This is a genomic window from Bizionia myxarmorum (assembly GCF_008086205.1).
In the GTDB taxonomy this organism is placed as follows: Bacteria; Bacteroidota; Bacteroidia; order Flavobacteriales; family Flavobacteriaceae; genus Algorimicrobium; species Algorimicrobium myxarmorum.
Map to the genome: position 1 here is coordinate 192,274 of NZ_VSKK01000002.1, position 23,628 is coordinate 215,901.

The following is a 23,628-nucleotide window of genomic DNA, read 5'->3' on the forward strand; positions in this document are numbered from 1 at the left end:
TTCTTAAAATATTTACAACCCACCCATTATTTTGGGTTATTTAAAAAGAATAGGGTGAGTGCATTTCCTATAGTTGGAAATTTATCTGAATCCGTATTAAAACAGCTGCAGGTAGATTTAGATTATGAATCTGATTTGGCACGTGATTATGATTTGTCTTGGCAGGCCATTCAAGCAGGTTATTTGGGAGAAGCCGCTTGTTATACTTATTTTGAAGCCGTACCTGTTCGCGATAATTATCATTTTATTCGCAAGCAGTTTCATCCCGTTTGGGTTTTTTATGTACTAGTTATGCGTTTGGTAACTTTTCATAATCCCACAACCGAGATTAGTGCTTGGTTTGGAACTCGTGCTATTGAAAAACAAAACTATTATATAAAACCTATTGAATACTCGGATTGGAATTCATTTGAATCTACATTAATTGGTCAACGGCCTTTGGTGTCTGTGATTATACCCACTTTAAATCGATATACTTATTTAACAGCTGTTTTAAGAGATTTTGAAAAACAAGATTATTCCCATTTTGAAATTATTGTAGTGGATCAGTCCGAGCCTTTTCAACCCGCGTTTTACGAACAATTTGATTTGGATATTCGTGTGATTCGTCAAGAAGAAAAAGCCTTATGGTTGGCCAGAAATACTGCTATTCAAGAAGCTAAAGGTACTTTAACAGCCCTTTCAGAAGACGATGTACGCATTCAACCTGATTGGATTTCTACTCATTTAAAATGTTTGGACTTTTTTGATGCCCAAGTGTCAGCAGGCGTATTTTATCCCGAAGGACAAGGCATTCCCAAAGATCGGGCATTTTTTGCTTTGGCATCGCAGTTTGCTACGGGGAATGCGATGCTTTATAAATCAGTTTTTGAACAGGTGGGCTTATTTGATAGGCAATTTGAAAAGCAACGGATGGGTGATGGTGAATTTGGTGCTCGGGTATTTTTGGCAGGTATTAAGTCTGTGTCCAACCCATTTGCTTCTTGCATAGACGTTAAAGCGGGGACTGGTGGCTTGCGCGAGATGGGGAGTTGGGATGCTTTTAGACCGTCTACATTTTTTGCACCGCGGCCGATACCTAGTGTGTTGTATTATTTTAGGAAGTATTATGGGGATTCTGCTGCGCGTTGGGCCTTATTAAGAACGATTCCGACATCTATTTTGCCTTATCAGTTTAAAACGAATCGCGTTTTGTTGGTTGTTGGTGCTTTATTAAGTTTGTTGCTATTACCTGTTATTTTGATTCAGGTTTTTAGTTCTTGGCGTTTGGCGAGTAGGAAGTTGCGAGAGGGAGATAAAATCCCCGCATTCTCCAAAGGGGAGGTTTGAAATGGAAAATGATTGGAGATTGGAGATTGATGATTAACGATTGGGGATTTTTGATTTTATAGTCGCAGTCGCAATTGTTGTTTAGGTGTTAGGTATGAGGAGCGGTTGATTGGTGATTTTTAATTATAGATAATGTTCATTTTATTCGTTCGTGATTATTTATAATTGGTACTCATGATGTGCTGCGCAGTTGTCTTGATACAAAACGAACCAAAAAATCAAAATTGTTTGTTAGGAAATTACACAGATTAAGGAAATTGCTATTGTATATAAAATAATCCTGTGTAACGTTCGCTTTATTTTTTGCATATCTTGGAATCTTTAAATAATTCTTGCGTTACTCCCTAGATTATTTCTCGCTAATTAAAGCTTGGTAGCTCACTATTTCTTAAAACAATTGGGTTTTAGTAGTTTAAATTATGAATAAGGAATAGTTTAAAATGGATGATGAGGTTGACAGGACACCACACTATAAAAATTCGGAATTTGTAACCTTTAATATTGAACTTTGAATTTTAAATCACAACGTATTGCATAAAAAAAAGATTCTTATCGTTACTTCTGAATTTCCACCACAGCCGGGTGGGATTGGGAATCATGCGTATTATTTGGCTTTGTATTTAGCTAAAAATGGGTATGCGGTTACTGTTATTGCGGATCAGCGGGATGTGGCGAATGTGGAAGAGATGACGTTTGATGCGGGTTTGCCCTTTGTTGTGGAGCGCATTCCATTAAAGAAGCAGCGGGTTTTGATGTATTTTAATAGAATAAGGAAAACGTTTGACCATTTTAAGAATGTGGATTATGTAATTGCTACTGGGAAATTTTCACTGTGGAATGTGGCTTTTTGTTCGTTGTTTTATAAGCGCCAAACCATAGCTGTGATTCATGGGAGTGAAGTCAATTTTAAGTCGGCTGGCATTCGGAAGGCGATTGATGCTTCTTTAAATCGTTTTGATACCATTGTTGCGGTATCAGATTATACGGCGCAATTAGTTGCTCATTTAGAACTCGATATTCATGTAATTGCTAATGGTATTGATTTGGAAAAATGGCAGACCGAAAAAGTAGAAAAAATAGTTTTAAAGGGGAATCCTATTTTAACAACGGTTGGCCGGGTGAGTACCCGAAAGGGACAGTTGCAAGTTATAAAACTCTTACCCGAGTTATTGAAAAGCTATCCTGAGTTGCAGTATCATTGTGTTGGAATACCAACAGAAGCGGCTGATTTTATGGAAGTGGCCAAAAAGCTTCATGTATCAAATCATGTTATCTTTCATGGCGCGGTATCGGATGCGGAACTTCAGTCTGTTTTGATGGCTAGTGATGTGTTTGTGATGTTGAGCACAGAAAGTGATACCGGGGATGTAGAAGGTTTTGGGATTGCTATTTTGGAAGCTAACGCTTTAGGACTCCCGGCCATAGGCTCTACAAATTGCGGGATTGAAGATGCTATACATCCTGAAGTTTCTGGATTTTTGGTATCCAATAAAGACGTTATCGCTTTCAGTACTGCATTAAACGAACTTTTAAATAATAAAGAACTCTATAAGGTTCAAGCACGACATTGGGCGGAACAGCATGATTGGAATTTAATAATTAAGCATTATATAAGTCATTTGTTATGAGAAGTTTGACGATTATTTCACATACAGAACATTATCAGCAGCCTGATGGACAGATTGTAGGCTTGGGGTCTACGGTTACAGAAATCAATCACTTGTTAGCCATTTTTGACACTATTACTCATGTGGCCATGCTTCATGATGGTTCAGCGCCACCGAGTGCCTTGCCTTATAGTTCTGAAAAGATATCTTTTATAGCCTTGACAGCGCTAGGCGGGACCACTTGGCGCTCTAAAATAAGGCTTATATTTCAAGCACCAAAAATAATAGGTATCGTGCGAAGGGCTTTGAGAGGATCAGATTATTTTCAGTTTCGAGCACCTACAGGGATTGGGGTTTTTGTTATTCCCTATTTCATACTATGCCGCTCTAAAAAAGGTTGGTTTAAATATGCTGGGAATTGGAAACAGGAACATGGGCCTTTAGCCTATCGTTTTGAGAAGTGGCTGTTAGCGCATCAGTCGCGAGCCGTAACTATTAATGGTTTTTGGGAAGATCAACCCGATCAGTGTTTGAGTTTCGAAAATCCGTGTTTAACAGAGCTGGAAATTGTAGCCGGCCAAGATTGGATACAAAGCCGGACTTTGAAATATCCTATAGATATTTGTTTTGTTGGACGCTTGGAAGCAGCCAAAGGCTTGGATTTACTTTTAGAAGCGCTTGCTGAATTGGATGCTGATCAACTTCATAAGATAAATCAGATTCACATAGTTGGCGATGGTACTCGGATGGATTGGTATCAAAAACAGGCTTTTGATTTAAACTTGCCCGTCGTTTTTCATGGATACTTATCACGAGATGCCGTGCATGGCGTCTATAAAAAGTGCGCCATTTTGGTATTGCCATCGGCCTCGGAAGGTTTTCCGAAAGTTGTTGCCGAAGCCCTGAATTTTGGTTGTATTCCCATCGTTTCTAACGTGTCTTCTATGAGTCATTATATAAAGAATGGGGTTAATGGGTATTTAATGGATGGGCTGGATGTGGCTTCTTTGACGGTTTCTTTGCAAGTTGTTTTAAATTTAAAATCAGCTGATTATGAGAAATTAAAATCTACAACTTTGGAATCCATTCAGCGCTTTAGTTATAGTTATTATAACCAACGTTTAGAGCAAACTATTTTATAACTCGCATTTTTTGAAATATGACGTGCCTATTAAGAAAAAAATTATATTTTTAAACCAAGCTAATTTACTATCAATCAATTACACATGTTTAAAAAACTGCATTGGACTTTAAAACGGCACCCTTTTTTATATATGAGCCGATTCCGACTGTTGTCTAAAAACTCCAATGCCGCTGATATTAGTGATTGTTCTTATAATACTTTAAATAGTAAGGCTGATATCCCCGCTCTTTTTTATAGTATTAATGAGCGGATATTCCCAAACGGAAAGCCCGACACAAGTTTAAAGCTTGTGAAGCAATTGGTTACATGGCTTTTAGCCCATAGCAAAGTTGGGCCCGGATTGAGTGGGCCGTCAGAACAAGCCTTGGATACCTTGCTGCATGGATCTGGAGGTGTTTGTAGTGATATGGCACAAATATTCAATAATTTTTGTGTTATAAATGATATCCCTGTGAGAGAATGGGGAACCACTAGCGCGCCTTTTAATCGGGCTAATGGTGGCCATTCTTTTAATGAGGTATATATAAATTCCATAGATAAATGGATTTTAGTGGACGCGTCTTTGGGTGTTTTGTTTTTTAAAAAAAACAATGAGCCACTTTCTGTTTTGGAGTTATATAAGTCCATACGTGCGGGACAAGCTGTTCAATACGACAGTTTTATAGCTGATTTAGACATACCTTTAAAGCAGGTGCATAAGAATTATTTAAGTGCTGATATAACACCTTTTTTAATTTGCAATTATCAAAATACCATCTACGATCGGTATTTAAAATATGGCAGACCACATGTACCCGTTTTTATCATTCATTTTTTGGTTTATCTAAGAGGTAAGAGTTATCACTATAAATTCCCAATAGATGATTATCGCAAAATCTTTTCTTAATAAATTCTTTGCTTGTTTAATTTCTTTGAATTACACTAACTTGCTGCTTATTTTAAATCTTAACAGGAAATTTTGAAAACCAATATTACGTATATCAGTGCCATCGGGTTTCATGCGGCTTTAGGGATTTTAATTTATTATAATGAAAGCATCGCCAAGCTATACTTTTTTGTAGCGCTCTTTTATTTTTTACATCAGATTATTAGTGCTGCAGATTCTGTTAGGAATTATGAAGTGCTAAAAGCCTGTGCCTATTTTGTAGGTGCTGAAGTTTTTTTTCGAGCTACAAATGGCGCTATTTCCTACGAAGCTGGAAAATACATGGTTATTTTATTTGTTTTAATGGGGATGTTTTATCAAGGCTTATCGGGCAAAGGCTATCCCTATTTTATTTATTTAATGCTTTTAGTACCTTCCATATTTGTGGCTTCTACCACTTTAAGTTTTGATGCTAATTTTAGGACTAATATTGCTTTTGTTTTAAGTGGACCTTTGTGTTTGGGTTTATCTGCTTTATTCTGTTATGATAAAAAAGTGAGTTTTAAACAGATGTCTCAAATCCTATTATTTATGTTACTGCCCATCATTACACACACAGCTTATGTGTATTTTTATGCCCCTGATTTAAAAGATTTAATTACAGGCACAGGGTCTAATCGCTCTGCAGCGGGTGGTTTTGGCGCTAATCAAGTGGCATCTGCTTTAGGCTTGGGGATGTTTATTTTAGGAGTCCGGATATTTATTAATTCACCCACTTTAATTCTAAAATTGTTAAACATGTCATTATTGATTGTTATGTCATACCGCGCAGTTGTTACATTTAGTAGAGGCGGTGTAATTACGGGGCTGCTATGTATATCTGTTTTTTTACTTATGTATTTTATTCGAGCCAAACCAAAAGCTAGAACTAAAGTAATAAGTATGTTTGTTCTTTTTTTAGGTGCATTGGCTGTAGCATGGACTATTAGCTCTAATCAATCTAGTGGGATGCTAGAAAAACGCTACGCCAATGAGAATGCTTCTGGTGTAGCCAAAGATGATGTCACTACGGGACGAGGTGACCTGTTTATGGGCGAATTGGATGGCTTTATACGTAATCCTTTTTTGGGTATTGGTTCTAGTCGTGCCAAAGACAGGCGTATTGAAGAGGAGGGGCAGGGGATTACTTCACATAATGAAATTAGTCGTACCCTTGCAGAACATGGGTTTCTAGGTGTTATTATCCTATTAATTCTTATTTTTAAACCTTTGGATTTACGATCGGGTAACCGACAGAATTATTATTTTTATGCTCTTTTGGCCTTCTGGTTTGCTACTATTAATCATTCCTCCATGCGGATTGCATCACCCGCTTTTATTTATGGATTAGCCTTATTAAACGTTACACATGAAAAACGTCCTTTACATAGGAAACAACTTAAGCCAAGCGCAGAATAATATATCTGCTATTGGTGTACTTGGTCCTTTGTTGGAGGATGAAGGGTATACTGTGCAGTATGCGTCTTCTAAACCCCATAAGGTACTGCGCCTGTTGGATATGCTTTATAGCGTTTGCTTTTATGCCAAGCGCACGGATGTGGTGTTGCTAGATACTTATAGTACCAGTAATTTTTATTATGCGGTTTTGGTGAGTCAGCTGTGCCGCTTTTTAAGCCTACCTTATATTCCTATTTTGCATGGTGGGAATTTGCCCAATCGCTTACATACTTCACCGAAAATGTGTGGGCTACTTTTTAAGCATGCGACCTATTTGGTGTCGCCTTCTTTATATTTACTGGGTGTATTTGAAAAGTTGGGTTTTGAGCGCGTGGTTTATATTCCAAATAGCTTGCAATTAGAGCAGTTTACATTTCAAGAAAAAACATACGATACTATTCGTTTGCTTTGGGTGCGGTCCTTTTCTCATATTTACAATCCTACATTAGCGGTGCGTGTTTTAAAGCGCTTGCAAGATGCTGGGTATAGCTGTGAGCTATGTATGGTAGGGCCAGATACGGGGGATGGGAGTTTTCAGGCTACGGAAAAACTGGCTTCCGATTTGGATGTTACCGTGCGGTTTACGGGGAAACTACCTAAAACCGAGTGGCTGGCTTTAGCAACACATTATAATATTTTTATAAATACTACCAATTTTGATAATATGCCTGTTAGTGTTATTGAGGCTATGGCGCTTGGTCTTCCTGTGGTGTCTACGGATGTTGGTGGGATGCCGTATTTGATAGATGATGGCGATACGGGGCTTTTGGTGCCTGTTGATGATGCGGTTGCTTTTGAGGAGGCTATTTTGCGGTTGGTTGGTGATGTGGCGGTTACTCGCGATATGGCGGTGCGTGCTCGAGGTTTGGTGGAGGGGTTTGATTGGGAGGTTGTGAAGGCAGCTTGGTTTGAGGTTTTGTCTTGAGTTAAAAGTTGAAAGTGAAGAGTTAAAAGTGATGATGTAGCTGTGAGGTGGGAGGTGTGGAGTTGTTTGAAATTCCAAGTTCAAAGGTCAAAATTCCAAATGGGAATGATATGCTTTGCAGTTATTCATGTATTTTTATTTGGTATTCGCGGTTCACTGCGTGACGTTTGCTTTTTTTCTTTACGCTAATTCATCTTTTTAAGTTTAACTACCTTTTTTTGAATGACTTATATTGTTATGTTCATTTTATTCGTTCGTGATTATTTTTAATTGGTACTCATGATGTGCTGCGCAGTTACTCATGCATTTTTATTTTCTATTTGTATTCGTGATGTGCTTCGCAATTGCCTTGATGCAAAACGAACCAAAAAATCAAAACCGTTTAAAGGAAATATTCGTGCGGATCTATTTTAAATTTTGTACTCATGATGTGCTTCGCAGTTCACTGCGTGACGCAAGCTTTTTTCTTAAAATTATTTCCGAATGTTCACAAGATTCCAGTCGTAATTCCCTTGCTATTTGATGATTTAATTTAAGTCGAAGCTTGCTATTTCTGAAAACGGCTGGGCTATTGATTAAAGCTTTTAGCGTTTGATTAACATCTTTGCTTTATATTAACTGCAGCATTTATCACCGCCTTTTTCGGCTGATTTTCGTTTTCTTGAAAACTGCATAAAATCCTTTGCTTGTGGATAGCAACCGCTGCGCTAGGCCATCCTCCGATGCCCTTGCTGGGCTTTTATTTGTTTTGCTAGGAAATCGAAAAGTAGGCCGTTTGACAGTTTTATTAAAATCTTTTGAGCTTCATCATTAAGTTAGATATAGCCTTAAAAAGCTCTTGACTTTCTAAACTGATTTAAAATCACAGAATTTTATTGGAATTAATATTTTTTTAGAGTTCATATTACTTTTTTTCATTGATAAAAAAAGTAACCAAAAAAATCTAGGCTTACGAAATTTTATCTAAATTTTTCATTCGGTACCTAAATTTTAGGAAACTCGCTTTTACGACTGTGATAGCTCTAATTTTTTTGCATGCTCAAACAGCCTAAAATTTCACGGTACGCTCATTTCAAATTTCACGGTAAATTTTCGGTAGGCCGTTTGGGCATGTTAATTATATTATTGCAGGTTTGATGAATTATCAATTTCTTTTTGTTGTCTAGTTGTGGATTTTTTTGCGTCCTTTTTTATTCAATCATTTATATTGGTATCAAATTAAGTTAAAAACATGTTCATTTTTTACTCACCACAATTGTTTATTTTACTACTGGTGTTCGTGAATCTTCGATTTCCATCGATGAAAAAACGAACCAAAAAAATCTAGGCTGATTTTAGTTTTCTTGAAAACTACATAAAAACCACATCATGCGGATGACAATCGCTCCGCTTGGTCATCCTCCGCTGCCAACGCGCTGGTTTTTATTTGTTTTACTACGGAATCGAAAAGTAGGCCGTGTGTCATTTGTATTATATTTTTTTCAACTTTTTAACTATGTCTGGTTGGTTATTTTGATTAGATGTATTGAGGTTTTGAATTAATTCAAGATTCAAGATTCCCAAAGTGTAGATACTTGTTAAAGGGGACTTTCTGCTTTTATTTTCTTTTTTACTCATTTTTTTTATTTTGTTTTTTGTGTTCGTGAATCTTCGATGTGCATCGCCCAAAAAAGGAACAAACCTGCCTGCCGGCGGGCAGGAAACGCTAGGCTGATTTTCGTTTTCTTGAAAACTGCATAAAAGCTTTTGCCTGTGGATAGCAACCGCTGCGCTAGGCCATCCTCCGATGCCCTTGCTGGGCTTTTATTTGTTTTGCTAGGAAATCGAAAAGTAGGTCGTTTGACAGTTTTATTAAAATCTTTTGAGCTTCATCATTAAGTTAGATATAGCCTTAAAAAGCTCTTGACTTTCTAAACTGATTTAAAATCACAGAATTTTATTGGAATTAATATTTTTTTAGAGTTCATATTACTTTTTTTCATTGATAAAAAAAGTAACCAAAAAAATCTAGGCTTACGAAATTTTATCTAAATTTTTCATTCGGTACCTAAATTTTAGGAAACTCGCTTTTACGACTGTGATAGCTTTAATTTTTTTGCATGCTCAAACAGCCTAAAATTTCACGGTACGCTCATTTCAAATTTCACGGTAAATTTTCGGTAGGCCGTTTGGGCATGTTAATTATATTATTGCGGGTTTAATTAATTATAGATTTCTATTTGATGTTAAGTTGTTAATAATTGTTTGTTGTTAAGTTGTGGAGTTGATGGATTATTTAGAATAATAACTATGAGCTTTAATGCTTTAAGTAAAAAATCCCTCTGGGGGATTTAGGGGATGATGAGTGAAAAGTTAAAATTGAAGAGTTATGAGTTATGAGTGATTGGTGATTAGAGATGAGATGATTGAAGAATGATGAGGAAAGTTACAGAGTTTGAAAGCAGCGAATGGAATTTTGAATTATTAAGTTGGAAAACTCTGGGGCTATTCTTATCATGGCTAAACATTGAATATTTACTTTTGCACTAACAACTAACAACTAACAACTAACAACTAACAACTAACAACTAACAACTAACAACTACCAACTAACAACTACCAACTAACAACTACCAACTAACAACTCACAACTGAACAACTAACAACTAACAACAACTTACTAACTCTAAATAAACTTGCAGGATTTGGTGAACTTATTATCTTTACCATCTATTGGTATTTCATGGGAAAACAGACAATTCACTTTAATATTTCCGAGCGCAAATTGCTGCTACGTTTTGTAGATGTTTTTGTAGTGCTTTTGAGTTTGTATTTGGTAAGTAATTGGTTTCATTTTGACTATTTTACTATTACTAAAGAAAACTGGACTTGGGTGGGTGTATTAATCTTATATATCAGCATATTTGGGACTGTTTTTGAATTGTACCATCTGCAAAAAGCCAGTAGAACGGATAAGGTTTTTGCTAATATTATCCTCACCGCATCTGTAACGGTTTTATTCTATTTGTTGACACCTTTTTTTACGCCTCTATTACCGTCTAATCGCTTGCAGATCCTTTATTTTTATGTGGCCATTATTGTCGCCCTGACCTTGTGGCGCTTATTTTATATTTACTTTATTTCTGCACCACGATTCTATAAAAAAGTGCTTATAGTGGGTGAAACTTCCAATATTGAAACGGTTGTTAATGCCTTCCGATATGTGGATCCTAACTACAAAATTGTTGGCTATATTAATTGCGAAAAGGCCCTTGAAAATGCTATTGTTATAGATGGCATTACGGAATATCCACCAAGTGCTATTCATGATATTATTGAAAAAGAATCGATTTCTGAAATTGTAGTTGCCAGTTATAACGCTGAAACCATTACTTCGGAAATTTATCATGATTTAATTAGTCTTCTGGAACGTGGTTTTCCCATTAAGGAATATACCCAAGTGTATGAGGATATTACCTACCGCGTGCCGGTGCAGTTTGTGGGTAAAGACTTTTATAAATACTTTCCTTTTAGCCGAAGTAATAAGAATAAACTCTATTTGTTTTTTCATCGGTTTTTTGATGTTACCCTGGCTTTAATTGGCAGTGTGGCTGGATTGGCATTAACACCCTTGGTGTTTTTGGGCAATTTAGTGGGTAATAAAGGTCCGCTGTTGTACCGCCAAGAACGCGTGGGTAAAAATGGGAAGCTTTTTAGTATCATTAAATTTCGCACTATGGTAACCAATGCCGAAACCAATGGCGCGGTATGGGCGATTAAAAATGATTCACGAATTACACCTTTTGGCATGTTTTTAAGACGGTCGCGCTTAGATGAAGTGCCGCAGTTTTTTAATATTTTGAAAGGGGATATGAGTTTGATTGGTCCGCGGCCTGAACGTCCGTTTTTTGTGAAGGAATTATCTGCCGTCATCCCTTTTTATGAAACGCGACATATAGTTAAACCTGGTTTAACGGGTTGGGCACAGGTGAATGTTCGCTATGGTGGCACCGTGGATGATAGTTTATTAAAATTGCAATATGATTTGTATTATATTAAACACCGAAGTTTTTTCCTGGATTTAAATGTGATGGTGAAGACTATAGGGACTATGGTTTATTTTAGGGGACAGTGATTGTTGGGGTGTTAGTTGTCAGTTGTGGAGTTGTTTGAAGTTCAAGATTCAAGGTTCAAGATTCAAGGTTCAAGATTTAAGATTCAAGGTTCAAGATTTAAGATTCAATATTCAATATTGAACCCTTAATATCTAACAATTTAACGCCAAACAACTTAACGCCAAACAACTACCACTATTTACAATTCAAGCTTTCTATTGAAAAAGTTTATTAAAAACAGGTATCGTATTAATAATGCTAAAAGGAATGGGATTTGAGCCGGTGCGAATACTTGCACGCCAACAATCCAATGGAAGGTCATTAGGGTTAATAGGATGACTAGAAACTTTAAGAATGGTATAATCCAAGCTTTTGGTTTTTCCTTTAATATTTGCCATGCTAGAATGCCATTTAATGGGAATGCCCATAACAGATTGTAATTTTGTACCGTGGTTTGGTGGTTGGTGGCAAACCACAACAGTAAAATAAGAATTCCTATTAGCGTGGTGCTTATTAATAATATGCCGTCTAATGTTTTGCTTTGACGTTGTTTTTTATAATCGGAGTAGGTGATGCCCATAATAATTAAACCTAGAATACTGAAAATGACCCATGGGCTCCATAGAAAATTGGAAGTGGATGCGGTAGGTTTTTCTTGATACACTATGTTTTCTTTTGAAACGAGTTGGCGATCGCCAATGGTTGCTTTGGCAAAGAATGTATGGATATAAGAAGGCAGAAACATGTGTTCTTCAGCGGTTGCTTGCTGATCTATAACGGAACCTAAAGCTAAATCTATACCGACACCGCCCCAAGAATTGGTGCTGACTTTTTCTCGAATTAAGCGTCTAAAGGTTTGGGGTTGAAAATTGTCTGGTTCGTGAAAGGTGATTTTATTACCGACGGCTGTTTGCAGTACATCACGAATTTTGGTGGCGCAATTATCAAAAAAGAAATCGTAAAGATAGTCCTGGTTTTCGGGCTTGTAATTATTTAAGAGGTAGTTAAAAACGGCTTGTTTTTCTTCCGCCGTTAAATTTAAAACCTGCTCTTGTATGCTGCGGTTTTGCCAGATGTAAAAATCTTTAATATCCTGATATTTGCTTTTTCCAATGGAATAATTGAGCTTGCCTTGGGCGAAGTTTAAATAAAAACCGGGTTCGTTAAATGGGAATCGTCCGTAATCATAACCCACGTCTAAATCGTTTGCTCGATCTAAAATTCTGAAGACATTATGACCAAAAGCATCATTTAAGGATGTTCCTGGGCCAATGGTGATGACGCTTATTTGTGCTTGGGATGATAATTGCTGACTGAATACATTTTGAAAACACAATGCTAAAGCCAATACTAAAATACGCGTATACATAAGAGAAAATTATCTGAAAATACTGAAATCTAATTTTAAGGAAAATACGTTGGAGTAGAGCGCAATACTTTGATCGCCAATATCTGTAAAGGCATAGTCTACCGCAATCCCCTTATATTTAAAACCGACTCCAATACTGGGTTGAAAGGAAACTCGCTCATTATTGTCTATTTGCAATTCATTTTGGAAATTACCAACGCCTGTGCGTAAAAAAACCATATCTAAATAGCCAAATTGTAAGCCTACAGCGGGCGTGATACTTGCAAAAGAGGTTGAAATAATATCATTATTTTGTTCAAAGCGTACGTTCAGGTCTATTTCCGCCAAGAGCGAATAATCATAGCGGATGATGAACTTTTTAGAAATACCCATTTGTAATTTAGGGATGGTGATTTCCGTAGTTTCTGGCAATTCTTGATTTTGACCTTCCACAGCATTTTGTACCGTGGCGAAAGCTTCTTCATTAATAGCCCAAGCATTAAAGGTTGTGGTAATATCCCGTGCCATGATGCCGAATTTCCAATCGTTTTTAGTTTCAAATTGAATGGCGGCATCTAAACCGAATCCCCAAGAGGATGCAAAGTCGCCAATAATACGGCGGATTACTTTGGCACTAATGCCATAATTTAAACCATCTAAAGGCAATTTTCTAGCATAGGAAAAGGTTACGCCATAATCGGCTGTGGAAAACAGAGAGATTCGGTCGTAATTAATATTGCCTTCATCATCAATTAATTGGGTGGTGTTTAGAATATCATCAACTGCAAAGCGAATGACGGAAATACCAATGGCCGATTGATCATCAATAGGCATGGCAAAACCGATATAATCATAATTGGCAATATTGGCAAAATAGCTGGAGTGCATAAGCGCTATTTGCTTGTCTTTGACGTGAACGAGGCCGGCGGGATTCCAGTAGCCTGAATTAACATCATCTGAATGTGCTGTTACGGCATTAGACATGCCCAATGCCGCAGCATCTACACCAATGTTCATGAACTCATTGGAATACTTTCGGACGGCTTGACTAAATACGGTTGCAGAGATTAAAAAAACCAGTGCAGAGATTCGTAATGCTTTCAAATACAATTCTTTTTTTGCAAAGATGCTATAATTTTTCTAGATATTAAACTTGAAAATCGTTGAGATATTGTTTGGGTTTGTTTTTAGCTGTAGAATTTGGTTGAAATAGAGGGGAAAGTTTGAAAGTTAGAGATTTTCAGAGTTGTGATGTTGTTTGTTGTGGAGTTGTTTGTTGTGGAGTGGAAAGTGAAAAGATAAAAGTTAATAGTAAAGGGAAGCGTTGCGGAGTTGATTGTTGTGGAGTTGTGGAGTTTTGGGGTTGCACAGTTGTGGAGATGCAAAGTTGTAAAGTTGTGGAGTTGATTGTTGTGGAGTTGTAAAAAGGTATAGCAGAATAGTTTTCATTTCTTTTTTACTCATTTTTTTTATTTTGTTTTTTGTGTTCGTGAATCTTCGATGTGCATTGCTCCAAAAAGAAACAAATAACGCTAGGCTTACGAAACTATATCTAAATTTATCATTCGGCACCTAAATTTTAGGAAACTCGCTTTTATGATTTTTATTACTTCCTATATTTTTTGCTTGCTCAAACCTTTCGACTGCGCTCAAGGCAGGCTATCTAAAATTTTACGGCATCCACATTTCAAATTTCACGATAAATTTTCGGTAGGCCGTTTGGGCATTTTAATTGGATGTATTGCGGATTTGATGAATTGTAAATTTCTGTTTGATGTTAAGTTGCTTGTTGTGGAGGTGTGGAGGTGTGGAGGTGTGGAGGTATGGAGGTGTGGAGGTATGGAGGTGTGGAGTTGTGGAGTGGAAAGTTAAAGTGAAAAGATAAAAGTGAAAAGTTAATAGTAAAGGGAAGCATGTGAAAGTTTCAGAGTTTCAAAGTTGAAGCGTTACAATAAAGTAAAGTAGTTTGAAATCGTGATAGAAGCTATTGAATTATAATGAAATATAAAAACGTTTGGAACCGTATTGTTTAGCACAAATAGTTTGTTATTTTTACAAGCTTATCACATAATCCTATGAAACGACATATACCCAATTTTATTACGCTTTTAAATTTGTTAAGTGGCTGTATAGCTGTTGTTTTGGCTGTAAATAACCATTTTGTAACGGCTGCCATCTTTATGTTTTTGGGGATTTTCTTCGACTTTTTCGATGGTTTTTTTGCGCGTAAATTGAACGTGTCCGGTCCATTGGGTGTACAATTAGATTCGCTAGCCGATATGGTTACTAGTGGTCTGGTACCTGGTGTGGTGATGTTTAAGATGTTGCATTTATCTTTAGGAAAGCCTGTTGCAGAAGGCTCGGAAGCACTTTGGTCTGGGGCGAATTTCTGGGAAGGTTTAGACTATGCGCCCTTGGCATTTGTGGGGTTTTTAATTACCTTATCGTCTGCATACCGTTTGGCGAAATTTAATATTGATGAAGATCAGCAAAGTTATTTTAAAGGCTTGCCAACACCAGCCAACGCTTTACTTATCTTGTCCTTGCCTTTGATTATTGAGTTTCAAAACAATGATTTAATGAATTCGCTTATTTTAAACCCTTGGTTTCTAGTTTTTGTAACCTTGGTGAGTTCTTATATGCTAAACGCCCCCGTGAACTTATTTGCTTTAAAGTTTAAAACTTATGATTTTAAAAGTAATATAACCCGCTACGTGTTTCTTATTTTAACCATTATTTTCCTGATTGTTTTACAATTTGCTGCTATTCCATTGGTGATAATCCTGTATATATTATTGTCTTTACTAACAGCGAAAAACATTAAAGCTTAACTATTTAATTTAAAACTTACCTTTTTATGGCTTCGGGATTTTTTGCTCTTCTTGATGATATTGGCGCCCTCATGGACGATGTGGCTGTTTTAAGTAAAGTGACCACTAAAAAAACGGCTGGTATTTTAGGTGATGATTTGGCTGTAAATGCCGAAAAAGCGTCTGGTTTTGTATCCTCTCGGGAAATACCTGTTTTGTGGGCTATTACTAAAGGTTCTTTTTTAAATAAGCTCATTATTTTACCAATTGCTTTTTTATTGAGTGCTTTCTTGCCTGCAGCCGTCACTATCATTCTAATTTTAGGTGGTATTTATTTGGCTTTTGAAGGTGCCGAAAAGATAGTAGAATATGTTTTTCCTCATGAGCATAAAACGGAAACTGTTGATGTAACAGAAGAACTTTCAGAAGAAGCCATTTTAGAATTGGAAAAGTCGAAGGTAAAGTCGGCCATTATAACCGATTTCATCTTATCTGTTGAAATCGTGATTATAGCTTTAGGAGCGGTTTTAGAACAAACGTTATTGCTACAAATTATTGTGGTGTCCATTGTGGCTATAATTGCCACCGTTGGTGTTTATGGTATTGTAGCGCTTATTGTGCGGATGGATGACTTTGGTTTAAAGCTTGTGGCCAAAAGCAATGGCAAAGGTTTTATGCATGGTTTCGGAACCGTTTTAGTTAGTGCCTTACCCTATGTGATTAAAAGTTTATCGGTGATTGGAACGATTGCCTTATTATTAGTTTCTGGTGGTATTTTTGCGCATAATCTTGATTTTTTTCATGATATATTAACATCTTGGCCCGCTATGCTTAAGGAATTTTTAATAGGCTTGGTTGTTGGTATTTTGGCTGTTCTGGTTTTTAAGGCGGTGCTTTGGGTTATTGGAGTTGTGAAGGGGTAATCCCCTGAATCCCCAAAGGGGACTTTTTAAGTTGAATTTGAAGTTGAATCTGAATGATTTCTGGCAAAGTCGCAAAGTTGTGGAGTTGTGGTTTTGAATCTGAATGATTTCTCGCGAAGACGCGAAGACGCAAAGTTGTGGAGTTGTGGCGTAGTTAATTTTCTCGCGAAGACGCAAAGACACAAAGTTGTGGAGTTGTGGTTTTGAATCTGAATGATTTCTCGCGAAGACGCGAAGACGCAAAGTTGTGGAGTTGTGGCGTAGTTAATTTTCTCGCGAAGACACGAAGACACAAAGTTGTGGAGTTGTGGCGTAGTTAATTTTCTCGTGAAGTCGCAAAGACGCAAAGTTGTGGAGTTGTGGTTTTGAATCTGAATGATTTCTCGCGAAGACGCGAAGTTGTGGAGTTGTGGTTTTGAATCTGAATGATTTCTCGCAAAGTCGCGAAGACGCGAAGTTGAGGAGTTGTGGCGTAGTTAATTTTCTCGCGAAGACGCAAAGACGCAAAGACACAAAGTTGTGGAGTTGTGGTTTTGAATCTGAATGATTTCTCGCGAAGACGCAAAGACGAAAGTTGTAGAGTTGTGGTGTAGTTGATTTCCCGCGAAGACGCGAAAACTCTGAGTTGTGAGTTGTGGTTTTGAATCTGAATGATTTCTCACAAAGTTGCAAAGACGCAAAGTTGTGGGGTTGTGGAGTTGTGGAATGAAAAGTTGAAAGTTAAAAGTTAAAAGTGAAATAACCTATTACTAATTTTTAATAGTTTAATTATAAGTAATAAGAAAGTTCATATTTTTAGAACACTGAACACTGAACACTAATCACTTTTCAAAAACTACTCTCTAATTTTTTTCTTACGTAGTTCAAAGTTTTGCCCTAAATAGACTTTACGTACCATTTCGTCATTGGCTAATTCTTCTGGTTCACCAGCTTTTAGGATACTCCCTTCAAACATTAAATAGGTTCTGTCGGTTATAGCCAAGGTTTCCTGCACGTTGTGATCGGTAATAAGAATACCAATATTCTTTTTGGTTAATTGAGCTACAATTCGCTGAATATCTTCTACAGCTACTGGGTCAACACCTGCAAAGGGTTCATCTAAAAGAATAAAGTTAGGATCGGTTGCAAGGGCGCGCGCAATTTCTGTACGACGACGCTCCCCACCCGATAATAAGTCGCCACGACTTTTTCGAATATGCCCCAAACTAAACTCTTCAATCAGCGACTCCATTTTATGTAATTGCTCTTTTTTGCTTAATTTGGTGAGTTGTAAAACACTTAAAATATTATCTTCAATACTTAATTTTCTAAAAACAGACGCTTCCTGGGCCAAGTAACCAATACCATTTTGTGCCCGTTTGTACATGGGGTATTTGGTAATGTTGGTGCTTTCTAAAAAGATATTACCACCATTTGGTTTAATTAATCCCACAATCATATAAAAGGATGTGGTTTTACCCGCACCATTAGGACCTAAAAGGCCTACAATTTCGCCTTGATTGACTTCTAGAGAGACATCTTTAACGACTTTTCGGCCGCCATAAGACTTCATTAAATGTTCTGCTTTTAACTTCATAGGTTTTTACTCTTGGCTAAAATAGTAAAATCAAGATGACATTTTATGGTTTGCGGTTTAATTTAAAAAAAGTTTAACGGGTTTTTATGGATTCAAGACTTTCGGGAAAGTTGTTGGAATTATTTTCGTTAGTTTTTATTACTCGGGCTTCTATAAATGCTTGACACGAATTACACGGATTTTCACGAATATGTTTGTTCAATAAAAACTTATACAAATATAATCCCATTGATTTCACGAATGTAGAAGTCTTTAAGTTTGTTTTAATGCATAGCTGAAGCGTTTCAGGGTTTCCAAACGGGCAAAGTTGGAAAGATTTGATTAGAAATTTGAGATTTATGATTCTGGAGTGTTTGTAATATTTTGATATAACTATGTTTAGCGTTCTTTTCTTTTTTACTCATCACTATTTTCTATTTTATTGTTGGTGTTCGTGAATCTTTGATATGCGTTGATACAAAAGAACCAAACCAGCCTGCCGGCAGGAAATCAATACAAAACGTTCGCTTTTTTCTTTACGTCAATTTAGATTTTTAAATTACTTTTAGATTTGGACTGTTTACAATGTTATGTTCATTTTATTCGTTCGTTATTATTTTTAATTGGTACTCATGATGTGCTGCGCAGTTGCCTTGATGCAAAACGAACCAAAAGATCAAAACCGTTTTTAGGAATTACTCATGCGTTTTTATTTTCTTTTGGTATTCGTGATGTGCTTCGCAGTTCACTGCGTGACGTTCGCTTTTTTCTTTATGCTAAATTGGATTGTTAACTTACTTTGGTTAATAACTCCCTTGATTTGGAAAGTCTCTTATAGCTTGGTAGCTCACTATTTCTGAAAACGGTTGGGGATTGGCTTTGGGCTTATTGCTGCTGTTTTAATTTGGGGACTTATTGTTGTGTTGGTTTGTGGCTTGCTATTCCTGAAAATGGCTGAGTGGTTGTTTTAAGTTATAAGCTTTTAATACTATCATAGCTTACTATAAACTACATGATATTTGTGATCGTACATTGGTTTTATTGTTAAATCGAAACGCAGGTCGTTTTCTGTTTCAATATGCTCTTTTCTTTTTTACATTGCCCAAAAAAGAAACAAACCTGCCTGCCGGCAGGCGCAGGCAATCGCTGCCCTGCGCTGAAGCTTTTATTTGTTTTACTACGAAAACGAAACCTAGGCTGCCTTGGAATTTTTATAGCAATCTTTCATTGCATTAGAATTTTCTAAATGTCAATGAATGGAATTAATTTGATATTTATTTTTTCTTCAAGTCTCTTTTGGCTTGGCGTTCTTGGTTTCTCACGACAATTTTGGAGATATAGATGCTTATTTGGTATAATAATAAAATTGGAATGGCCACAATAACTTGACTCGCGATATCTGGAGGGGTGATAATGGCAGAAATAATAAGCACAATAACCAGAGCAAACTTGCGGTATTTTTTAAGAATCTGCGGTGTAACGAGTCCGATTTTGGTTAAAAAGTAAATAACTATCGGCAATTCAAACACGAGGCCCGAGGCCAAAGATGAAGATCGTACTAAAGCAATATAGGAGCTTAAATCTATTTCATTTGAAATTTCAGAACTGACGGTGTAGGTTCCTAAAAAGTTAATCGATAATGGTGTTACAATATAGTATCCAAATAAAACGCCGATAAAGAAGAGCATGGAGGTTACAAAAATGAAACCACGCGAATGCTTACGTTCATTAGGCTGTAAACCAGGACTAATAAATTTCCAGAATTGGTAAACCACATACGGGAAAGCAATAATTAATCCGGCGTAAATTGAGGTCCAAATATGGGCAGAAAACTGACCAGCCATGGTTCTATTTTGAATACGGAACGGGAATTCATCCAAGCAAAATGTTGTTTCAATACCAATAAACTGTGATATTTGACAGAGATATTGGTAGGTAGGAAAGCTCATTTTTTTAGGACCAAAAATGATGGTTTCAAAAATAAAGTCGGACATTAAAAAGGCGCCCGTTCCAGCTATTAAAATTCCAAATGTCGCCCGGATTAAATGCCATCTTAAATCTTCTAAATGATCTAAAAAGGACATGTCGTTAATGCTTTTTTTCGCCATTATATAATGCCTTCTTTTATTAAGTCGTGAATGTGTACAATACCGGCATATTCACCTTGCTTTTCAACTAATAATTGGGTGATACCATGGGATTCCATCATCTCTTTAGCATCCACGGCCATAGCATTAGCTTCTATTGTTTTTGGCGAAGCACCCATAATATCTTTAGCTGAAAGTTGACTAAAATCGTTGGATTTAGTAAGCATACGTCTTAAATCGCCATCCGTAATAATACCTACAATCTTATTGTTTTCAACAACTGCTGTAACGCCTAGCATTTTTTCGGAAATTTCAATAATCACTTCCTTAATATTCGTATTTGGGTTTACTTGTGGTTTTTGATTGACATCACTCATATCACTCACCCGTAAATACAGTTTTTTACCCAAAGCACCACCCGGATGGTATTTGGCAAAATCATTACTTGTAAAGCCCCGTAATTCCAATAAGCAAACGGCCAAAGCATCACCCATAACTAATTGGGCGGTTGTGCTGGTTGTTGGCGCTAAATTATTAGGACAAGCTTCTTTTTCAACATACGTATTAAGGAGGTAATCGGTGTTTTTTCCTAAAAATGAATCACGATTCCCGGTAATAGCAATCATTTTATTTTTAGCCCGTCTTATAAGCGGTACTAGCACTTTTATTTCGGGTGTGTTACCACTTTTTGAAATACAAATTACCACATCATTCTCAAGAATAAGTCCTAAATCTCCATGAATAGCATCGGCTGCGTGCATAAAAACGGCAGGTGTTCCGGTTGAATTTAAGGTGGCTACAATTTTAGTAGCAATAATGGCACTTTTGCCAATACCCGTTATAATGACACGGCCTTTAGAATTTAAAATGCAGGTAACAGCGTCAGAAAAATCACTATCTAATAAAGAGGCAAGATTAGCAATAGCTTCACTTTCCATAGCAATAGTCTGTTTTGCAGTCTGTAAGATTGTATTATGATTTTTCAAAATTTATTATTTTTTTGGGTTGATGCTTTTAAAGAATTCCTTATCTTTAAAGTTATTCAAACTAAATAATTAATTTGTTGGTTTTTGTATGTTGCAAAGCTAACAAAAATAATTATGAGAGTTCTGTAAATGCACGCGTAATTAACTGTAGCAAATTTCTATGCAGTGTGTTTGAAATGAGGTAAAATAATATATTAATATCGATACATGTCTGTAAATGAAAAAGACTTGCATAGCGCCTTAAAAACCTTTTTTGGTTTTAGTGTATTTAAAGGCCTGCAAGAACCTGTAATAAAAAGTATTTTATCGGGAAAGGACACCTTTGTTGTTATGCCTACTGGTGGCGGGAAATCATTGTGTTACCAGTTGCCAGCACTCATGCAAGAAGGTACGGCTATTGTGGTTTCGCCTTTAATTGCGTTGATGAAAAATCAGGTGGATGCCATTCGTGGAATCTCGGATCATGACGGCGTGGCTCATGTTTTAAATTCCTCGTTGAATAAAACAGAAATAAAGCAGGTAAAGCAAGATATTACCGATGGTATTACCAAGCTTTTATATGTAGCACCAGAATCTCTTACCAAGGAAGAAAATGTGGAGTTTTTACGCTCTGTAAAAATTTCTTTTATGGCGGTAGATGAAGCCCATTGTATTAGTGAATGGGGTCATGATTTCCGACCAGAATATCGAAATCTTAAAAGCATAATAGAACGTATTGGCGATAATATTCCCATTATTGGGCTAACCGCTACGGCCACACCTAAAGTGCAAGAGGATATTTTAAAAAACTTGAATATTCATGATGCCAAGACCTTTAAAGCGTCTTTTAATAGACCGAATCTGTATTATGAAGTGCGTCCGAAAACCAAAAATGTGGATGCTGATATTATTCGCTTTGTAAAAAAATACGAAGGGAAATCTGGAATTGTCTATTGCTTGAGTCGCAAGCGTGTTGAAGAACTCGCCCAAACACTTCAAGTGAATGGTATAAAAGCCGTGCCCTATCATGCCGGATTGGATGCTAAAACGCGTGCCAAACATCAAGACATGTTTTTAATGGAAGATGTAGACGTGGTAGTTGCTACTATTGCCTTTGGAATGGGCATTGACAAGCCTGACGTTCGGTTTGTAATTCATCATGATATTCCTAAAAGTATTGAAAGTTATTATCAAGAAACTGGTCGCGCAGGTCGTGATGGAGGCGAGGGCTATTGTTTAGCCTTTTACGCCTATAAAGATATTGAGAAATTAGAAAAATTCATGTCGGGCAAACCGGTTGCCGAACAGGAAATTGGGCATGCTTTACTTCAAGAAGTAGTTGGCTTTGCAGAAACGTCTATTTCCCGACGTAAATTTATTTTGCATTATTTTGGTGAAGAATTTGATTCTGAAACGGGCGAAGGTGCCGAATTGGATGATAATATGCGCTATCCTAAAAAACAACTGGAAGCGCAAGATCATGTGGTTTTACTATTGCAAACCGTGACTAAAACCAATGAGAAATACAAGTCTAAAGATTTGGTGAATGTTTTAATTGGAAAGGAAAATGCCTTAATTAATTCCCATAAAACAAACGATCAGCCGTTTTTTGGATTAGGTAAAGCCCAAGATGATAAATACTGGATGGCTTTAACGCGTCAAGTTTTGGTAGCTGGCTTTTTGAAAAAGGATATTGAAACCTACGGTGTTATTAAAATAACAAAAGCAGGTACCGAGTTTATAAATAATCCGACATCCTTTATGATGACGGAAGATCATCAATTTAATGGTGAAGCAGATGATGCTATTGTAGCGGCTGCTAAAGGTGGCGGTGCTGTAGCGGATGTGGTTTTAATGAATATGCTGAAAGATTTACGTAAGCGTAATGCGAAGCGTTCTGGCGTTCCACCATTTGTTATTTTCCAAGATCCCTCATTAGAAGATATGGCGCTTAAATACCCTATGACTTTAGAGGAATTAAGTCATGTACATGGTGTTGGTGATAGGAAAGCTAAAAAATACGGTCAGGATTTTGTAGATTTAATTGCTAAATATGTGGACGAAAACGAGATTATGCGTCCAGATGATATGGTGGTGAAATCGACTGGGATGAATTCCGCTTTGAAATTATATATCATTCAAAATATAGATAGAAAACTGCCTTTAGATGATATTGCATCGGCCAAAGGCATGAACATGAACGACTTCATTAAGGAAATGGAAGCTATTGTGTTTTCAGGTACTAAATTGAATATTGATTACTGGATTCACGATATTTTAGATGACGATCAGCAAGAGGAAATCCATGATTATTTTATGGAATCTGATACTGATAAAATTGACGTGGCTATTGATGAATTTGATGGCGATTATGACGATGAGGAATTGCGTTTATATCGTATAAAGTTTATTAGTGAAGTGGCGAATTAGGGAGTTGTTGGGTGTTGTTTAGTTGTTTGTTGTTTAGGTTTAATATTCC

At 36.7% G+C, this 23,628-nt stretch carries 15 protein-coding genes; 10 read left to right on the forward strand and 5 right to left on the reverse strand.

Features of this window, described 5'->3' with window-relative positions:
• Positions 1-54 precede the first annotated feature (54 nt).
• The 7 genes from ES674_RS09920 (at position 55) to ES674_RS09955 (ending at position 11,481) form a co-directional block, all read left to right on the forward strand.
• Positions 55-1,329 carry a glycosyltransferase family 2 protein gene (locus tag ES674_RS09920; RefSeq protein ID WP_246126013.1) on the forward strand — a complete coding sequence of 425 codons (1,275 nt, stop codon included), beginning with the start codon at positions 55-57 and terminating at the stop codon, positions 1,327-1,329.
• A gap of 530 nt (positions 1,330-1,859) precedes the next feature.
• Positions 1,860-2,957 carry a glycosyltransferase family 4 protein gene (locus ES674_RS09925; protein ID WP_246126014.1) on the forward strand — a complete coding sequence of 366 codons (1,098 nt, stop codon included), beginning with the start codon at positions 1,860-1,862 and terminating at the stop codon, positions 2,955-2,957.
• Positions 2,954-4,078 carry a glycosyltransferase gene (locus ES674_RS09930; RefSeq protein WP_148403890.1) on the forward strand — a complete coding sequence of 375 codons (1,125 nt, stop codon included), beginning with the start codon at positions 2,954-2,956 and terminating at the stop codon, positions 4,076-4,078. The genes ES674_RS09925 and ES674_RS09930 overlap by 4 nt, the downstream gene beginning before the upstream one ends.
• 132 nt (positions 4,079-4,210) lie before the next feature.
• Entirely contained in the window at positions 4,211-4,966 is a 756-nt protein-coding gene (locus ES674_RS09935) for a transglutaminase-like domain-containing protein (protein ID WP_170233997.1), read from the forward strand.
• A 72-nt stretch (positions 4,967-5,038) separates the two neighbouring features.
• Entirely contained in the window at positions 5,039-6,403 is a 1,365-nt protein-coding gene (locus ES674_RS09940; protein ID WP_246126015.1) for an O-antigen ligase family protein, read from the forward strand.
• Positions 6,354-7,367 carry a glycosyltransferase family 4 protein gene (locus ES674_RS09945; RefSeq protein ID WP_170233998.1) on the forward strand — a complete coding sequence of 338 codons (1,014 nt, stop codon included), beginning with the start codon at positions 6,354-6,356 and terminating at the stop codon, positions 7,365-7,367. Before ES674_RS09940 ends, ES674_RS09945 begins: the two co-directional genes overlap by 50 nt.
• Positions 7,368-10,089: 2,722 nt before the next feature.
• On the forward strand, positions 10,090-11,481 hold the full coding sequence (locus tag ES674_RS09955) for a sugar transferase (RefSeq protein ID WP_148403892.1): 1,392 nt from the start codon (positions 10,090-10,092) through the stop codon (positions 11,479-11,481).
• 179 nt (positions 11,482-11,660) lie between these two features.
• Here the strand turns inward: ES674_RS09955 and ES674_RS09960 are convergent, their stop codons facing one another.
• Together ES674_RS09960 and ES674_RS09965 are read right to left on the reverse strand one after the other, a co-directional pair.
• Positions 11,661-12,830: a lipoprotein N-acyltransferase Lnb domain-containing protein gene (locus tag ES674_RS09960; RefSeq protein ID WP_148403893.1), complete on the reverse strand. Its 1,170-nt coding sequence runs from the start codon at positions 12,828-12,830 to the stop codon at positions 11,661-11,663.
• Between the two features lie 9 nt (positions 12,831-12,839).
• Complete coding sequence (locus ES674_RS09965; protein ID WP_246126016.1) at positions 12,840-13,913, reverse strand: putative type IX sorting system protein PorV2; 1,074 nt, start codon at positions 13,911-13,913, stop codon at positions 12,840-12,842.
• A gap of 971 nt (positions 13,914-14,884) precedes the next feature.
• Here ES674_RS09965 and ES674_RS09970 point away from each other — a divergent pair.
• Both ES674_RS09970 and ES674_RS09975 read left to right on the forward strand, forming a co-directional pair.
• The gene (locus ES674_RS09970; protein ID WP_148403894.1) at positions 14,885-15,640 is read left to right on the forward strand and encodes a CDP-alcohol phosphatidyltransferase family protein; all 756 of its coding nucleotides are present in this window, start codon (positions 14,885-14,887) and stop codon (positions 15,638-15,640) included.
• A gap of 26 nt (positions 15,641-15,666) precedes the next feature.
• The gene (locus tag ES674_RS09975; RefSeq protein WP_148403895.1) at positions 15,667-16,542 is read left to right on the forward strand and encodes a DUF808 domain-containing protein; all 876 of its coding nucleotides are present in this window, start codon (positions 15,667-15,669) and stop codon (positions 16,540-16,542) included.
• Between the two features lie 835 nt (positions 16,543-17,377).
• Here ES674_RS09975 and lptB read toward each other — a convergent pair.
• The 3 genes from lptB to ES674_RS09990 all read right to left on the reverse strand — a co-directional run bounded on the left by lptB (position 17,378) and on the right by ES674_RS09990 (position 21,122).
• The gene (lptB, locus tag ES674_RS09980) at positions 17,378-18,118 is read right to left on the reverse strand and encodes an LPS export ABC transporter ATP-binding protein (RefSeq protein WP_148403896.1); all 741 of its coding nucleotides are present in this window, start codon (positions 18,116-18,118) and stop codon (positions 17,378-17,380) included.
• 1,253 nt (positions 18,119-19,371) lie between these two features.
• Positions 19,372-20,205: a twin-arginine translocase subunit TatC gene (gene tatC, locus ES674_RS09985; RefSeq protein WP_148403897.1), complete on the reverse strand. Its 834-nt coding sequence runs from the start codon at positions 20,203-20,205 to the stop codon at positions 19,372-19,374.
• On the reverse strand, positions 20,205-21,122 hold the full coding sequence (locus tag ES674_RS09990) for a KpsF/GutQ family sugar-phosphate isomerase (RefSeq protein ID WP_148404118.1): 918 nt from the start codon (positions 21,120-21,122) through the stop codon (positions 20,205-20,207). The genes tatC and ES674_RS09990 overlap by 1 nt, the downstream gene beginning before the upstream one ends.
• Positions 21,123-21,377: 255 nt before the next feature.
• Here ES674_RS09990 and ES674_RS09995 point away from each other — a divergent pair, with 255 nt between their 5' ends.
• Entirely contained in the window at positions 21,378-23,579 is a 2,202-nt protein-coding gene (locus ES674_RS09995; protein WP_148403898.1) for a RecQ family ATP-dependent DNA helicase, read from the forward strand.
• Positions 23,580-23,628: the final 49 nt, after the last annotated feature.

Bases quoted from the DNA above. Each gene is read 5' to 3' on its own strand.
- ES674_RS09955 (WP_148403892.1), top strand. From the start codon at position 10,090: ATGGGAAAACAGACAATTCACTTTAATATTTCCGAGCGCAAATTGCTG.
- ES674_RS09975 (WP_148403895.1), top strand. From the start codon at position 15,667: ATGGCTTCGGGATTTTTTGCTCTTCTTGATGATATTGGCGCCCTCATG.
- ES674_RS09930 (WP_148403890.1), top strand. From the start codon at position 2,954: ATGAGAAGTTTGACGATTATTTCACATACAGAACATTATCAGCAGCCT.
- ES674_RS09995 (WP_148403898.1), top strand. From the start codon at position 21,378: ATGTCTGTAAATGAAAAAGACTTGCATAGCGCCTTAAAAACCTTTTTT.
- ES674_RS09935 (WP_170233997.1), top strand. From the start codon at position 4,211: ATGAGCCGATTCCGACTGTTGTCTAAAAACTCCAATGCCGCTGATATT.
- lptB (WP_148403896.1), bottom strand. From the start codon at position 18,118: ATGAAGTTAAAAGCAGAACATTTAATGAAGTCTTATGGCGGCCGAAAA.
- ES674_RS09945 (WP_170233998.1), top strand. From the start codon at position 6,354: ATGAAAAACGTCCTTTACATAGGAAACAACTTAAGCCAAGCGCAGAAT.
- ES674_RS09970 (WP_148403894.1), top strand. From the start codon at position 14,885: ATGAAACGACATATACCCAATTTTATTACGCTTTTAAATTTGTTAAGT.
- ES674_RS09990 (WP_148404118.1), bottom strand. From the start codon at position 21,122: ATGGAAAGTGAAGCTATTGCTAATCTTGCCTCTTTATTAGATAGTGAT.
- tatC (WP_148403897.1), bottom strand. From the start codon at position 20,205: ATGGCGAAAAAAAGCATTAACGACATGTCCTTTTTAGATCATTTAGAA.
- ES674_RS09960 (WP_148403893.1), bottom strand. From the start codon at position 12,830: ATGTATACGCGTATTTTAGTATTGGCTTTAGCATTGTGTTTTCAAAAT.